Annotated in this window: 13 protein-coding genes; 6 read left to right on the top strand and 7 right to left on the bottom strand. The window is 67.7% G+C overall.

Features of this window, described 5'->3' with window-relative positions; all coding sequences use genetic code 11:
* Positions 1-119: 119 nt before the first annotated feature.
* The 5 genes from LGN17_RS18370 to LGN17_RS18400 all read right to left on the bottom strand — a co-directional run bounded on the left by LGN17_RS18370 (position 120) and on the right by LGN17_RS18400 (position 5,782).
* Positions 120-1,019: a pirin family protein gene (locus LGN17_RS18370; protein WP_226198047.1), complete on the bottom strand. Its 900-nt coding sequence runs from the start codon at positions 1,017-1,019 to the stop codon at positions 120-122.
* A 30-nt stretch (positions 1,020-1,049) separates the two neighbouring features.
* Complete coding sequence (locus LGN17_RS18375) at positions 1,050-1,442, bottom strand: OsmC family protein (RefSeq protein WP_226198048.1); 393 nt, start codon at positions 1,440-1,442, stop codon at positions 1,050-1,052.
* A gap of 47 nt (positions 1,443-1,489) precedes the next feature.
* Positions 1,490-3,070, bottom strand: coding sequence for a cation:proton antiporter (locus tag LGN17_RS18380; RefSeq protein ID WP_226198049.1), 1,581 nt, complete (start codon positions 3,068-3,070; stop codon positions 1,490-1,492).
* Positions 3,071-3,095: 25 nt separating this feature from the next.
* Positions 3,096-3,356, bottom strand: coding sequence for a XapX domain-containing protein (locus tag LGN17_RS18385; protein ID WP_226198152.1), 261 nt, complete (start codon positions 3,354-3,356; stop codon positions 3,096-3,098).
* A gap of 839 nt (positions 3,357-4,195) precedes the next feature.
* A complete protein-coding gene (locus tag LGN17_RS18400; RefSeq protein WP_226198050.1) occupies positions 4,196-5,782 on the bottom strand; it encodes an acid phosphatase in 1,587 nt (528 codons plus the stop codon).
* A 223-nt stretch (positions 5,783-6,005) separates the two neighbouring features.
* On the opposite strand from LGN17_RS18400, the gene LGN17_RS18405 reads away from it, so the two are divergent.
* From LGN17_RS18405 to LGN17_RS18415, 3 genes are all read left to right on the top strand, one after another.
* Positions 6,006-7,391 carry a cytochrome-c peroxidase gene (locus LGN17_RS18405; protein WP_226198051.1) on the top strand — a complete coding sequence of 462 codons (1,386 nt, stop codon included), beginning with the start codon at positions 6,006-6,008 and terminating at the stop codon, positions 7,389-7,391.
* 150 nt (positions 7,392-7,541) lie between these two features.
* Entirely contained in the window at positions 7,542-7,928 is a 387-nt protein-coding gene (locus LGN17_RS18410; RefSeq protein ID WP_226198052.1) for a hypothetical protein, read from the top strand.
* Positions 7,929-7,939: 11 nt separating this feature from the next.
* On the top strand, positions 7,940-8,410 hold the full coding sequence (locus LGN17_RS18415) for an NUDIX hydrolase (protein WP_226198153.1): 471 nt from the start codon (positions 7,940-7,942) through the stop codon (positions 8,408-8,410).
* 132 nt (positions 8,411-8,542) lie between these two features.
* Here the strand turns inward: LGN17_RS18415 and LGN17_RS18420 are convergent, their stop codons facing one another.
* Positions 8,543-10,252 (bottom strand): glutamine--tRNA ligase/YqeY domain fusion protein, encoded by a 1,710-nt coding sequence (locus tag LGN17_RS18420; protein ID WP_175953036.1) that lies wholly within the window; start codon positions 10,250-10,252, stop codon positions 8,543-8,545.
* Positions 10,253-10,496: 244 nt separating this feature from the next.
* Between LGN17_RS18420 and LGN17_RS18425 the strand changes: the two genes are divergently transcribed.
* Both LGN17_RS18425 and LGN17_RS18430 read left to right on the top strand, forming a co-directional pair.
* A complete protein-coding gene (locus tag LGN17_RS18425) occupies positions 10,497-10,706 on the top strand; it encodes an ornithine acetyltransferase (protein WP_011351716.1) in 210 nt (69 codons plus the stop codon).
* 179 nt (positions 10,707-10,885) lie between these two features.
* Positions 10,886-11,452: an RBBP9/YdeN family alpha/beta hydrolase gene (locus LGN17_RS18430; RefSeq protein WP_226198053.1), complete on the top strand. Its 567-nt coding sequence runs from the start codon at positions 10,886-10,888 to the stop codon at positions 11,450-11,452.
* Between the two features lie 64 nt (positions 11,453-11,516).
* Here LGN17_RS18430 and LGN17_RS18435 read toward each other — a convergent pair whose 3' ends face one another.
* The gene (locus LGN17_RS18435) at positions 11,517-12,737 is read right to left on the bottom strand and encodes a CaiB/BaiF CoA transferase family protein (protein ID WP_226198154.1); all 1,221 of its coding nucleotides are present in this window, start codon (positions 12,735-12,737) and stop codon (positions 11,517-11,519) included.
* 249 nt (positions 12,738-12,986) lie between these two features.
* Here LGN17_RS18435 and alaS point away from each other — a divergent pair, with 249 nt between their 5' ends.
* Complete coding sequence (gene alaS, locus LGN17_RS18440) at positions 12,987-15,611, top strand: alanine--tRNA ligase (protein ID WP_226198054.1); 2,625 nt, start codon at positions 12,987-12,989, stop codon at positions 15,609-15,611.
* The last annotated feature ends 62 nt before the right edge of the window (positions 15,612-15,673 follow it).

Raw genomic sequence — 15,673 nt, forward strand, 5'->3', positions numbered from 1 at the left:
GGCGGTTGACCCGATGCCACCCGGGTTCGGTCGACACGAAACCCGGGCATTCCGTCATTTGCCGCAGCCCGGCCGGGCTCGTGTGTGACGACTCTCCCGCAGGGGGGGCGCATGTCGCGTCAACTATCCGACGTTGACTGCACCTTGCGTTCCGGCTGGCGCGTCCACTCGTTTTCTTCGCCCGGTACCTTGCCGAAGGTCTGATCGGCCCACGCCGCACGGGCCGCGTCGATCTTCGCGCGCGCGCTCGACACGAAATTCCATTCGATGAAACGCTCGCCCGGCAGGTGCGCACCGCCGAGCAGCATCACGCGTGCGCCGTTCGCGCTGGCGAGCGCCACGGTCGCGCCGGGTTCGAGCACGGCCATCGTCGCGGGGGCGAGCGGGGTGCCGTCGATGGCGAGGTCGCCGTCGACGAGGTACACGCCGCGCTCCTCATGTTCGGCGTCGAGCGCGAGCGTGCCGCCTGCGGCGAATTCCGCATACGCATAGAGCGTGGGCGAGAACACGGCGACCGGCGACGTGAGCCCGAACGCGGTACCCGCGATCACGCGCACGCTTGCGCCGTCTCGCGTGAACGACGGCAGCGTCTCGGCCGCATGATGGACGAACGCGGGCGCGGTGTCTTCATGCTCGACCGGCAGCGCGACCCAGGTCTGGATCCCGTGGACCGGCTGGTCATGCGGCCGGTCTTCGTCGGGCGAGCGCTCCGAATGCACGATGCCGCGGCCGGCCGTCATCCAGTTCACGTCGCCCGGCACGATCTTCTGCCGGAAGCCGAGGCTGTCGTGATGCATCAGCGAGCCGTCGAACAGGTAGGTGACGGTCGCGAGGCCGATGTGCGGATGCGGCAGCACGTCGATGCCGCGGCCGGCCGGCAACACGGCCGGCCCCATCTCGTCGAAGAAGATGAACGGGCCGACGAGGCGCGCGGCGCGCGCGGGCAGCACGCGACGCACGACGAGGTTGCCGATGTCGCTTTCGCGCGGCGTGAGCAGGGTCTTGATCGAGGCGGACATGGTGGGGTCTCGTGGTCGAGGCGGGACGCGTCAGGCGATCGCCGTGTCGATGGTGATCGGATGCGTGAGGATCTTGTGCACCGGGCACGCGTTCGCGATCTGCAGCAGGCGCTCGCGCTGCTCGCCCGACAGGTCGCCTTCCAGCGTGATGCGGCGCACGATCGTGCTGCCGGTGCCGGCCGATTCGTGCGCGAGCTTCACGTGCACTTCGGTGAGCGGCCAGCTCTTGCGCTGCGCGTACATCTTCAGCGTGATCGCGGTGCATGCGCCGAGGCTCGACAGCAGCAGCGCGACGGGCGTGGGTGCCGCATCGCCGCCGCCCAGTGACGCCGGTTCGTCGGCGCGCCACTGGTGGACGCCGTCGCTGAAGTGGACGAGGTAATCGACGGAGCCGATGCTTGCTTCGACGGACAGTTCGCTCATTGCAGTTCCATGGGGAAAAAGGGGAAGGCCGGCGGCGTGGCTGGGCGTTACGGTTCGAGCAGCCGCTGCAGCCGCAGTTCCTCGAAATCGAGTTCCGATTCGATCCGGTGCAGCACGGCGTCGTCGACCTTGCCGTCGCGATGCAGGTCGAGCAGCGCACGGCGCGACACGCCGACGAGTCCGAGTTCGACCCGCAGCATGCGCGCACGCACGTTGGCCGGTTCGGCGCCGTGGCGATGCGCGCGTTCGTTGAAGGTGACGCGGTTCCGGTATTCGGCGAGCAGGCGCTCGAGCGACGGCCGCTCGAGGGTCGACCCGCGCTTGTCGAGCGCGTCGAGTTCGGCGAGCGCCGCGCCGAACGCATGCGCACGCACCGCATGCTCGGACATCGTGTGCCGCGCGGCCGGGCGCAGCTTCAGCACGCGGATCAGCGGCGCGAGCGTGCCGCCCTGCACGACGAGCGTGGCGATGATCAACAGGAACGTGCTGAACAGGATCAGGTCGCGGCCGGGGAATTGGGCGGGCAGCGCGATCGCGGCCGCGAGGCTCACGACACCGCGCATGCCCGACCAGCCGAGCACGACGGCCTCGCGCCACGACCACGGTGCGTGGCCGGCGCGCGGCGCGCGCAGGCGGCCCGGCAGCCACATCGCGACGAACACCCACACGATGCGCGCGGCGATCGCGGCGGCGGTGGCGGGCAGCGCGACGCGCAGGCCGGCCATCAGCACCGCGCCTTCATGGTTCACGCGTGCGAGGATCGCGTGCAGCGCGAGGCCGATCAGGATGAACACGAGTGCGTCGAGCACGAACACGATCGCTTCCCACGTCGCCTTCGCCTTGATCCGCATGTCGGCGTCGAACACGCGATGCTGGCGCACGCCGAGCACGAGGCCGCAGGTGACGACCGACAGCACGCCCGAGCCTTCGACGGCTTCCGCGATCCCATAGCTGCCCCACGCCATCGCGAAGGTCACGACGATGCCGAGCATCGGGTCGCGCAGGCGCGGAAGTACCCAGCTCATCGCATGGCCGCACGCGAGGCCGACCGCGATGCCGATCAGCGTGAGCGAGAAGAACAGGCCGGTGGCGCTCGCGGCCGTGATCGACACGGCGAGCGCGGCCGACACGGCCATCTGGTACAGCAGCAGGCCCGACGCATCGTTGACGAGGCTTTCGCCTTCGAGCACCGCGACGAGCCGTGAGGGCAGCGGGTGGCGCTGCAGGATCGCCTTCGCGGCGACCGCGTCAGGCGGCGACACGATCGCGCCGAGCGTGAAGCATGCGGCCCATGGCAGCGCCGGGTTCGCCGCATGCACGGCGAGTGCGACCGCGACGGTGGTGAATACCACCGCGCCGAGCGCGAGCGACGCGATCGGCGCAAGCTCCTGCCGGAATTCCTTCCATGCGGTGTAGAACCCGCTCGACATCAGCAGCGGCGGCAGCACGGCCGCGAGCAGCAGCGCCGGGTCCATGTCGGGTACGCGCTTGCCGGCAACCGCGACCACACATCCGCCGAGCAGCAGCACGACGGCCGGCGGAATCGAAATCCGCTCGGCGAGCCACGTGAGTGCACCCGCACCGCAGATCAACAGCAGCAGGTAATGAAACAGCTCGACGTTGGTCATGCGTGGCCGGCGGCGAACGATTGCGTCATGACGGCTTGCGATCGTTCGTGGTGCCGCCGGGCAGCGCGCCGAACATGTGCCGGCTGCATTGTGCATCGCGCCAAGCGGCGGTCAGGCGATGGCCCGCGAACATCCGGCGCGCGACGGGCAGGATCTGTTCGCCGGCCAGCATGCCAAGCAGGCCGGTGAGCGCGATGAGCGGCGGCGCCGGCGAATTCACGCGGAGCGCGCCGTAGATGGCACCGGCGAGGATGCCGGCAAGCAGCGACAGGCAATACGGTTTCATGGCGGGCGACCCGGGATGGCAGGCGAGCGGCGCGGTGCGCGCCGTCAAGATTGCGAAAGCGTATCGGGTTTGCGCGAAGAAAAAAAGCGCGGGGAGCCCCGAACCGGCATCGATTCCGTTTCCCGGGTGTTTGCGCCGTGCGTTTGCGGATTAAATATTTCGAGCTGGATGACGATCCGGCGCTGACATACCTCCGGCTCCTGCCGTTTCGACGGTCGCGGCAGGCCCGTCTTTTTTTCGTTCACGGGACACCTTGCGCCATGAGCAATCCGAAGCGCGTGTGCAGGTGCTCGCGTATTCCGACGAGATGCTGATCGTGCGCTGCGCTCGGGCCGCTGCGTGCTGTCCGGCGAGAAGATCATTTGCGGCGACGCCGTTTTCAGCCCGCGCGGGCGGGCGCCGTTCGAACCGAATGCGATGATCCTGGCGGCGGTGCTCGACCGTCCGCGCGCGTCGACGGTCTGCCCGCACGGTCAGGTGCTCGCGCGTTCGGCCCAGTTGCTGGTCGTACGCTGGTTCGAACCGGGCCGCGCGCACTTTGGCGAGCAGCACTGGAAACCCGGGCGGGCACGGCAGGCCGGGGTCTGCGTGCTGTCCGGCGCACGGATCCGCGTGCGGGGACGACGTATTCCGCCCGAGTGGTCGGCCGATGCCGCCGAATGCACGCGCGATGATTCTGGCCATCGCACTCGATGGCGCCGGGCCGAAGTACGGCGGGTGACGCGGCGCGCACGTGCTTGCGTTCGCGTTTATGCCATGACAAAGGGCGGCCGAAGCCGCCCCTTGCCGTGTCGTGGCCGGCAACGCACTCGCCGGTGCGTTGCCGCGTCGCTCCGCCGTTACAGGTTCGGCGACAGTTGCAGCGCGTTCGTCAGGTCGCCCATCGGCTGCCCGCCGTTCGCCTTCAACGCGTCGTCGCGCTGTTGCAGGCCCGCGAGGCGCGGCAGCGAGAAGCGGCGCGTGATGAAGCGCAGGATCGACGCGGTGTCGTATTGCGTGTGGTCGACGAAGCCCTTTTTCGAGAACGGCGACACGATGAGTGCCGGAATCCGCGTGCCCGGGCCCCAGCGGTCGCCCTTCGGCGGCGCCACGTGATCCCAGAAGCCGCCGTTTTCGTCGTACGTGACGACCACGACCATGTTCTTCCACTGCGGGCTTGCCTGCAGGTGGGCGAGCACGTTCGCGATATGCTGGTCGCCGCTCGCGACGTCCGTGTAACCCGGGTGCTCGTTCAGGTTGCCCTGCGGCTTGTAGAACGCGACCTGCGGCAGCGTGCCCGCGTCGATCGCCTTGATGAATTCGCTGCCGTCGGTGCCGCCGTCGAGCAGGTGCTGCGCGCGGTTCGCGCTGCCCGGCGCCTGGTTCGCGTAGTAGTTGAACGGCTGGTGGTGCGGCTGGAAGTTCGGCGCCGTCATGTTCGGGCCGTAGATCACGTTCGCCGTGCCGCTCTGTGCGGCTTGCAGCGCCTGGTTCCACGCACCGCCGTACCATGCCCACGACACGCCCGCGTTGGTCAGCAGGTCGCCGATGTTCTGTTGCGACTGCGGCGGCAGCGTCGTCGCGGCCGACGGATCGGCGAGGTTCGGGTCGCCGCCCGATGCGGCCTTGTTGCCGCTCGGCTGGTACGGCGGCTGCATCGTGTTGATCGCGTAGAAGTCCGGCGTCAGGTTGCCCGAATTCACGAACTTCGGCACGCCGTCGAGCGCCGAGGCCGGCGAGTTGCTCGCGAGCTGCAGCGACTTGCCGTCCGCGGCGACGGCCGAGATCGACCCGGCCGCGGGGCTCTTGTTCGCGTTCGCGTAGAACGGCGCGCACGCGCAGATCAGGTACTGGTGGTTCAGGAACGAACCGCCGAACGCACCCATGAAGAAGTTGTCGGCGAGCGTGAACTGCTGCGCGATCTTCCACAGCGGCAGCTTCGTCGCGTCGGGCGTGTAGTGGCCCATCACGAGGCCGCCCGAGTCGGCCCACGCGGCGAACATGTCGTTCTTGCCGCCGTTGATCTGCATCTGGTTCTCGTAGAAGCGGTGATACAGGTCGCGCGTCGTCACGCTCATCGGCGTGTTGAAGCCTTTCGGGTCGTCGATCGCGAACGGCGCGTTCGGCAGGTTGGCCGTCATCGCTTCGGTCACGGCCGGCGTGACGCCCTTCGCCGTCAGGCCGCCCCAGGCCTTCGGCAGCGTCGCGAGCGGCTGGCCGTTGCGGTCCTTCTGCTGCGCGCTTGCCGCAGTCACATTCTGCAGGCCGTTCGCGCCCGGGAAGTTGCCGTACAGGTTGTCGAAGCTGCGGTTTTCCGCATAGATCACGACGACGTTCTTCACCGTCGACAGGCCTTGCTGCTGCACGTCGTCGCCGCCGCAGGCGGTCAGGGCGGCGGCCGCGGCAACGGCGATCGGTGTAAAGCGAATCCAGGCGTGGTTTTTCATCCGTTGTACTCTCTATCTCTCTTGTCGCGTGGGAAACCGGCGCATTCGTGTACCGCCGGTTCGCGAGGGGAACCGTGGCATGTCCGGCTGTAAGCATTTTGAGGGGGCGATTTGACAGCCGGGTGTAGGCGTCCTTTCGATTGCCTGTCGATCGGCCGTCATGTAACGGTCATGCGGCTGACATAAACTCCGGCCGCTCCTGAACCCACTTCCCGACGAATCGATGAAGCCTCGCCAACCGACAGCCGGCGCGTTCGCGCGTTCGTGGCTGCACCTGACCGGCGCATTCGCGCTGGCCACCACGCTTGCAACCCTTGCCGGCTGTGACGGACAGCCGGGGGCGGGTGCGCCGCCCGCGCAGTCCGCGCGCGCGGCGAGTGCGCCGGGCGCCGCGAACGTGGTTGCGTCCGCAACGGTTGCCGCCAGCGGCGCGGTGGTCGAGACGAACCGGCCGCAGACGCGGGCACAAGTTTACGAAGGCGTGCGCCGGATGACGGCGCTCGGCAAGCAACTTTTCTTCGACCCTGCGCTGTCAGGTTCCGGCAAGCTCGCGTGCGCGTCGTGCCACAGCCCCGATCACGCGTTCGGTCCACCCAACGCGCTGGCCGTGCAGTTCGGCGGCGACGACATGAAGCGCCCCGGTTTTCGCGCGGTGCCGTCGCTGAAGTACCTGCAGGGCGTGCCGCAGTTCACCGAGCATTTCCACGATTCCGACGACGAAGGCGACGAGAGCGTCGATGCGGGCCCGACGGGCGGCCTCACGTGGGACGGCCGGGTCGACACGGGCGCTGAGCAGGCGCGCATTCCGCTTACGTCACCGTTCGAGATGAACAGCTCGCCCGCGAAGGTGGCGCAGGCCGTGAAGGCCGCGCCGTATGCGGAGGAGTTCCGCGCGGTGTTCGGCGTGAAGGTGCTCGATGACGACGCTGCCGCGTTCAAGGCCGTGCTGCGCGCGCTCGAGACCTTCGAGCAGACGCCCGAACTGTTCTCGCCGTACACGAGCAAGTACGACGCGTATCTTGCCGGCCATGCGCAGCTCACGCCGGCCGAATTGCGCGGCCTGCAGTTGTTCAACGACGAGAAGAAGGGCAATTGCGCGAGCTGCCACATCAGCCAGCGCGCGCTCGACGGCACGCCGCCGCAGTTCAGCGATTTCGGGCTGATCGCGATCGCGGTGCCGCGCAATCGCGCGTTGCCCGTCAATCGCGACCCGCGTTTCCACGATCTCGGCGCGTGCGGCCCCGAGCGTACCGACCTGAAGGGCCGCGACGAATTCTGCGGGCTGTTCCGCACGCCGTCGCTGCGCAACGTCGCGCTGCGCAAGACGTTCTTCCACAACGGCGTGTATCACACGCTGGATGACGTGATGCGCTTCTACGTCGAGCGCGACATCCATCCGGAGAAGTTCTATCCGGTCGTGCACGGCAAGGTGCAGATCTACGACGACCTGCCCAGGCGCTACTGGCCGAACATCAACCGCGAGGCGCCGTTCGATCGCAAGCGCGGCGAGCAGCCGGCGCTGAACGCGGCCGAGATCAAGGACGTGATCGCATTCCTGGGTACGCTGACCGACGGATACCAGCAAACGGCCGCGCCGGCCGGCCACTAGCGCCAGCGCAAGCCCGTCATTCGCGTGAACAGGCCCTAGCAGGCGGCGCGAACGGCACGCATGCTATCCTCGCTCGCTGACAGGCGCAGTGTGCGTGCCGGTTCGCCGGCATGCACGGCGCCGTTCGATCGAACATCCAAGGAGAACAACATGTCGATGCGTGCATCCCTTTCCGTCGTCACGCGCGTGCTGGCCGGTGCCGCGTGCGCAGCAGCGATGCTGCCCGCCCATGCGCAGAACAACCTGAACTTCCTGAACGACACGCCGCTCAGCTACTTCAGCAAGACCGACCGCGCGTCGCTTTCCAAGGCGGTCGTGCAGGTGCGCGACGAAGGCAAGGACGGCGAGACCACGACGTGGCAGAGCACCGGCCGCGGCACGCAGATCGATGCGAAGCTCACGCCGACCACGACCGAGACGGACGGCAAGACCTGCCGTGAAATCGCCACCGAAATCACCGCGAAGGGCCAGACGATGACGCTCAAGCCCGTCTACTGCAAGAGCGACGCGGGCAAGTGGCAGCTGCAGAAACGCTGAGCGCGCGCGTGATGAAGCGGGGCGGCGCGGCGCGCACGGTGTCGTGCGGCGTCGTGATCCTCGATGGGGCCGGTCGCGTGTTCCTCGCCCACGCGACGGATACCACCCACTGGGACATCCCGAAGGGGCAGGGCGAGCCGGGAGAGTCGCCGGTCGACGCGGCGCTGCGTGAACTGCTCGAGGAAACGGGCATCGCATTCGCGCCGGCCCGGTTGCTCGATCTCGGGCGTTTTGCTTACCGGCACGACAAGGACTTGCACCTGTTCGCGGTGCAGGTGGCCGACGGCGAGATCGATCCCGCGCAGTGCATGTGCACGTCGCTGTTTCCGAGCCGTCGCGACGGCTCGATGATTCCCGAGATGGATGCGTATCGCTGGACCGTGCCCGGCGACATCGACGCATATGCAAGCCGCAGCCTCGCGCGGCTGTTTCGCACGAAGCTGTCGCTGGTGGCGTTGCATCGGCGGTTGACGGGCGGGTGAGTGAGCGCGGCGGCTTGCGCTGCGTCATGACGGCGCTTTCGCTTCGCAGCACGCAATAAAAAACCGGCCCTGGGGCCGGTTTTTTTATGGTCACGCGACGGCGGCTTGCGAAGCCGCGCGCGGAGCATGCCGTTACGCCGGCTTGCCCCAGCTGTCACGCAGCCCGACGATCCGGTTGAACACGGGCTGGCCCGGCTTCGAATCGACCCGGTCGGCCACGAAGTAGCCGTGACGCTCGAACTGCAGGCGCGTTTCCGGTGCGATGTCGCCGTTGCCCGGCTCGAGGTACGCCTGCACGATCTTCTTCGAATCGGGGTTCAGCGCCTCGAGGAAGTTCGCGCCGCCCGCGTCCGGATGCGGCTCCTTGAACAGGCGGTCGTAGATCCGCACTTCGGCCGGCTGCGCATGCTTCGCGCTGACCCAGTGGATGTTGCCCTTGACCTTGTACGCGTTCGCGCCTTCGGTGCCCGACTTGCTGTCCGGGAAGTAGTTGCAGTGCACGGCCGTCACGTTGCCTTCGGCGTCCTTGTCGAAGCCCGTGCACTCGATCACGTAGCCGTAGCGCAGGCGCACCTTGTTGCCCGGGAACAGGCGGAAATAGCCCTTCGGCGGGTTCTCGACGAAGTCCTCGCGCTCGATCCACAGCTCGCGCGAGATCGGGAACGTGCGCACGCCGCGATCCGGGTGGTGCGGATGCACGGGCGCCGTGCACGCTTCTTCGAGATCTTCCGGGTAGTTGTCGATCACGAGCTTCAGCGGATCGAGCACGGCGACCGTGCGCGCGGCCTTGTCGTCGAGGTCGTCGCGCAGCGCGCCTTCGAAGATGCTCATGTCGATCCACGAGTCGATCTTCGTCACGCCGATCCGCTCGCAGAACAGGTGGATGCTCTCCGGCGTGAAGCCGCGGCGGCGCACGCCGACGATCGTCGGCATCCGCGGGTCGTCCCAGCCGTCGACGTGGCCTTCGGTGACGAGCTGCAGCAGCTTGCGCTTGCTGGTGATCGCGTACGTGAGGTTCAGTCGCGAGAATTCGATCTGTTGCGGCAGCGGACGCGTGAACACGCCGGCTTCTGCGAGTTCGTTCAGCACCCAGTCGTACAGCGGCCGGTGATCCTCGAATTCGAGCGTGCACAGCGAATGCGTGATGCCTTCGAGCGCATCCGAGATGCAGTGCGTGTAGTCGTACATCGGGTACACGCACCATGCGTCGCCGGTGCGGTAGTGGTGCGCGTAGCGGATCCGGTAGATCACCGGGTCGCGCATGTTCATGTTCGGCGAAGCCATGTCGATCTTCGCGCGCAGCACGTGCTCGCCTTCCTTGAACTCGCCGGCCTTCATGCGGCGGAACAGGTCGAGGTTTTCTTCCGGCGTGCGATCGCGGAACGGCGACGGCTTGCCGCCTTCCGTCAGCGAGCCGCGGTTCGCGCGCATTTCATCGGCGCTCTGGCTGTCGACATACGCCTTGCCGCGCTGGATCAGCAGCTCGGCGAACTCGTACAGCTTGTCGTAGTAGTCGCTCGCGAAGTACTGGTGATCGACCGCGTCCTTGCGCCAGTCGAAGCCGAGCCAGCGCACCGCGTCGACGATCGAGTCGACGTACTCGACGCTTTCCTTTTCCGGGTTGGTGTCGTCGAAGCGCAGGTGGCACACGCCGCCGTAGTCGCGCGCGACGCTGAAGTTCAGGCAGATGCTCTTGGCATGGCCGATGTGCAGATAGCCGTTCGGCTCGGGCGGAAAGCGCGTCTCGACGCGGCCGCCCCATTTGCCGGTGCGGTTGTCGTCGTCGATGATGTTGCGGATGAAATTGGAAGCCGCGGGGGCGTCGTTGCGTTCGGTGCTCATGCGGATAGCGTCAGGTTGTGTCGGCGCGTCGCGCCGGTTTAATCCCGTGATTCTACCTGACCGGGGTCCGTCCCGCGCGGCTTGCGGCATGGCGGGGGCGGGTTTCGAGCGATTATCTCGATATTGTGTCGGCTGTAACACGACGTAAATCGGATTGCCCGGGCCGTTTGGCGTTGCCTATGATGGCTGCACCGATTCAATGCCGCCGCTCGGATTCCCGCGCGGCGGGAGGAAACCAAAAATCATGATGAAGAAGACCACGTTTATCGTTCGTACCGCCGTGATCGTCGCGGCCCTGTCGCAACTCGGCGCATGCGCGATGACGCATACGCAGCGCAATGCCGGCATCGGCGCGGCCGCGGGCGGCGCACTCGGCTATCTCGTGACGGGCGGCCCGCTCGGCACGGTTGCGGGCGCCGCGGCGGGCGGCATCGTCGGCGCGAACGTGCGCTGACCGACAGACATGACGCGAGCCGCCTGCAACGCGGCTTGCCGTCCGGTCGCGACGCCGCGCTCAGCGCGTCCCGACCCCACGCACATCCTTCCGGTATTAGACAGGCGGCATCAGGGAGGAACGGGTGTGCGACACTGCGTCGACGCAACATAACGATTTCACGCGTCGACGCACTTTCCATGAGCCGATTCTCCGTTCGATTCCCCGTTCTCGTCCTGCCGGGCTACGCCAATTCCGGCCCGCTCCACTGGCAGAGCCGCTGGGAGCGTGCCGATGCACGTTTCTCGCGCGTCGCGATGCCCGACTGGGACCGGGCGTTCCGCAACGGCTGGTGCCTCGCGCTCGATCGGGCTGTTGAAGCCGCTCGCGGGCCGGTGCTGCTTGCCGGCCACAGTCTCGGTACGCTGACCGCCGCGTGGTGGGCGACGCGCTATGCACGCCCGGCCGCGCTCGCGAAAGTGCGCGGCGCGTTGCTGGTCGCGCTGCCCGATCCCGACGGTCCCGCGTTCCCGGCCGATGCACACGGCTTCGGGCCCGTGCCGTACGAACGGCTGCCGTTTCCGACCTGCGTCGTCGCCAGCAGCGACGATCCTTATGGCTCGCTCGCGTTCGCCCGCACCTGTGCGAACGCGTGGGGCAGTGCGTTCCACGATATCGGCCCGCGCGGCCACATCAACGCGGACGGCGGGCTCGGCGACTGGCCCGAGGCGCGCGCCTGGCTCGACGCGCTCGCCCACCGCGATTGACGACGCGGGGTGGTGGTCGAGGCCGCCGCCACGCGCCTGCCCGCACACGCGCCGGCCACCGCTTTCAGATTGCCTGTTTCGCCCGCAGCGCGGCGATCCTCGCATCGTCGTAGCCGAGCATGTCGCGCAGCACGTCGTCGGTCTGCGCGCCGAGCAGCGGCGGGGCCGTGCGCGCCTCGGGCGGCGTCGCGCTCATCCGGATCGGGTTGCGCACGAGCTTCGCGTCCGCGCCGCACGGGTGCGGTAGCGACACCTGCATCCCGCGCGCGACGACCTGCTCGTTGTCGAATACCTCGTCGAGATCGTTGATCGGCCCGCACGGCACGCCGGCCGCTTCGAGCGCACCGATCCAGTCGGCCTTGCCGCGCGTCTTCACCATCTCCGCGAGGATCGGCACCAGCGTGTCGCGGTGGCGCACGCGCGCCGGGTTCGTCGCGAAACGCTCGTCGTCGGCCAGCCCGGGCCGGCCGCCGGCCTCGACGAACTTGCGGAACTGGCCGTCGTTGCCGACCGCGACGATGATCCAGCCGTCGCGCGTCTGGAACGTCTGGTACGGCACGATGTTCGGATGCGCGTTGCCCCAGCGCACCGGCGGCTTGCCGCTCGCGAGGTAGTTGGTGTTCATGTTCGCGAGCAGCGCGACCTGCACGTCGAGCAGCGCCATGTCGATGTACTGGCCTTCGCCCGTCCGGTCGCGGTGTGCGAGCGCGGCGAGCACCGCGATCGTCGAGTAGAGGCCGGTCGCGAGGTCGGCGATCGCGACGCCGGCCTTCTGCGGGCCGCCGCCCGGCTCGCCGTCGCGCTCGCCGGTGATGCTCATGAAGCCGCCGATCCCCTGGACGATGAAGTCGTAGCCCGCGCGGTGCGCGTACGGGCCGGTCTGGCCGAAGCCCGTGACCGAGCAGTAGACGAGGTCGGGCTTCACCGCGCGCAGCGAGTCGTAGTCGAGCCCGTATTTCTTCAACTGGCCGACCTTGTAGTTCTCGAGCACGACGTCGCTCTGCGCGGCGAGCTCGCGCACGATCTGCTGGCCTTCGGGCGTCGCGATGTCGACCGTCACCGAGCGCTTGTTGCGGTTCGCCGCGAGGTAGTACGCGGCCTCGGCGGTATCCGCGCCGTCCGCGTCCTTCAGGTACGGCGGCCCCCAGTGGCGCGTGTCGTCGCCGGCGCCGGGGCGCTCGACCTTGATCACGTCCGCGCCGAAATCGGCAAGGGTCTGCGCGCACCACGGGCCCGCGAGCACGCGGGTGAGGTCCAGCACGCGGATATGGCTCAGGGCACCCATCGTCGAATCGTCTCCTTTCATGGCCGGCCTTGTCGGGCACGGCCGGTTGGCATGCCGAGCATCTTAAGGCGAATCGGCCCGGCGGGTGGCCCGGCCGGGCCGGCCGGATGGCCGAGCCGCTTTCCGGCGCTTTGCCCGGAAGCCGGCCCCGATCCCGTATAATCGATCGTTTCCGAATCCATGCCGCCGCGCGCTCCGCCAAGGGCGCCGGCGTTTGAAGCCGTCTTTGCCAGACTGTCCCCGCACGCCATGAAAGCTGCCGAAATCCGCGAGAAATTCCTCAAATTCTTCGAATCGAAGGGCCACACGATCGTCCGCTCGTCGAGCCTCGTGCCCGGTAACGACCCTACGCTGATGTTCACGAACTCGGGCATGGTCCAGTTCAAGGACGTGTTCCTCGGTACGGACCCGCGTCCGTACTCGCGCGCCACGACGGCGCAGCGCAGCGTGCGCGCGGGCGGCAAGCACAACGACCTCGAGAACGTCGGCTACACGGCGCGCCACCACACGTTCTTCGAGATGCTCGGCAACTTCTCGTTCGGCGACTACTTCAAGCACGACGCGATCAAGTTCGCGTGGGAACTGCTGACCACGGTCTACCAGCTGCCGAAGGAAAAGCTGTGGGTCACCGTGTACCAGGAAGACGACGAGGCATACGACATCTGGGCGAAGGAAGTCGGCGTGCCGACCGAGCGCATCATCCGCATCGGCGACAACAAGGGCGCGCGCTACGCGTCGGACAACTTCTGGACGATGGGCGACACCGGCCCGTGCGGCCCGTGCACCGAAATCTTCTACGACCACGGCCCGGACGTGTGGGGCGGCCCGCCGGGATCGCCTGAAGAAGACGGCGATCGCTACATCGAGATCTGGAACCTCGTGTTCATGCAGTTCAACCGCGACGCGCAGGGCAACATGACGCGCCTGCCGAAGCAGTCGGTCGACACCGGCATGGGCCTCGAGCGTCTCGCCGCGGTGCTGCAGCACGTGCACAGCAACTACGAGATCGACCTGTTCCAGAACCTGATCAAGGCCGCCGCGCGCGTGACCGAGATCAGCGACCTCACGAACAACTCGCTGAAGGTGATCGCCGATCACATCCGTGCGTGCTCGTTCCTGATCGTCGACGGCGTGATTCCCGGCAACGAAGGCCGCGGCTACGTGCTGCGCCGGATCGTGCGCCGCGCGATCCGCCACGGCTACAAGCTCGGCCGCAAGGGTTCGTTCTTCCACAAGCTGGTGGCCGACCTCGTCGCCGAGATGGGCGTCGCGTATCCGGAGCTGAAGGAAGCCGAACAGCGCGTGACCGACGTGCTGCGCCAGGAAGAGGAGCGCTTCTTCGAGACGATCGAGCACGGCATGTCGATCCTCGAAGCCGCGCTGGCCGACGTCGAAGCGAAGGGCGGCAAGGTGCTCGACGGCGAACTCGCGTTCAAGCTGCACGATACCTACGGCTTCCCGCTGGATCTGACGGCCGACGTGTGCCGCGAGCGCGGGATGACGGTCGACGAGCCGGCATTCGACGACGCAATGGCGCGCCAGCGCGAGCAGGCGCGCGCGGCCGGCAAGTTCAAGGCCGCGCAGGGCCTCGAATACACGGGCGCGAAGACCACGTTCCACGGCTATGAGGAAATCGCGTTCGACGATGCGAAGGTCGTCGCGCTGTACGTCGACGGTTCGTCCGTCAACGAAGTGAAGACCGGCCAGGACGCGGTGGTCGTGCTCGACCACACGCCGTTCTATGCGGAATCGGGCGGCCAGGTCGGCGACCAGGGCGTGCTCGCGAATGCCGCGACGCGCTTTGCGGTGGCCGACACGCTGAAGGTGCAGGCCGACGTGATCGGCCACCACGGCACGCTGGAGCAGGGCACGCTGAAGGTCGGCGACGTGCTGCGCGCGGAAATCGACGCGCATCGCCGTGCCCGCACGCAGCGCAACCACTCGGCCACCCACCTGATGCACAAGGCGCTGCGCGAAGTGCTCGGCGCGCACGTGCAGCAGAAGGGTTCGCTGGTCGACGCGGAAAAGACCCGTTTCGACTTCGCGCACAACGCGCCGATGACCGACGACGAAATCCGTCGCGTCGAGCAGATCGTCAACGACGAAATCCTCGCGAACGCGCCGGGCATCGTGCGCGTGATGCCGTACGACGAAGCGGTGAAGGGCGGCGCGATGGCGCTGTTCGGCGAGAAGTACGGCGATGAAGTGCGCGTGCTCGACCTCGGCTTCTCGCGCGAACTGTGCGGCGGCACGCACGTGCATCGCACCGGCGACATCGGCTTCTTCAAGATCGTCGTCGAAGGCGGCGTCGCGGCCGGCATCCGCCGTGTCGAGGCGATCACCGGCGACAACGCGGTGCGGTACGTGCAGGAGCTCGACGCCCGCGTGAACGAAGCCGCGGCCGCGCTGAAGGCGCAGCCGTCCGAACTCACGCAGCGTATCGCGCAGGTGCAGGACCAGGTGAAGTCGCTCGAGAAGGAGCTGGGCGCGCTGAAGTCGAAGCTCGCATCGAGCCAGGGCGACGAGCTCGCGCAGCAGGCCGTCGAGATCGGCGGCGTATACGTGCTGGCCGCGACGCTCGACGGCGCCGACGCGAAGACGTTGCGCGAAACGGTCGACAAGCTGAAGGACAAGCTGAAGAGCGCGGCGATCGTGCTGGCGGCCGTCGAAGGCGGCAAGGTCAGCCTGATCGCGGGCGTCACGCCTGACGCGAGCAAGAAGGTCAAGGCCGGCGAGCTCGTGAACTTCGTCGCGCAGCAGGTCGGCGGCAAGGGCGGCGGCCGTCCGGACATGGCGCAGGCAGGCGGCACCGAGCCGGCGAACCTGCCGGGTGCGCTGGCTGGCGTGAAGGGCTGGATCGAAGCGCGGCTCTGATCGTCCCGACCGAGGCGATGCCGTCTCGTTGCGGCATCGCGTGAAATGAAAAAGACCCGATC

It is taken from the genome of Burkholderia sp. AU30280 (assembly GCF_020420125.1).
GTDB lineage: Bacteria > Pseudomonadota > Gammaproteobacteria > Burkholderiales > Burkholderiaceae > Burkholderia.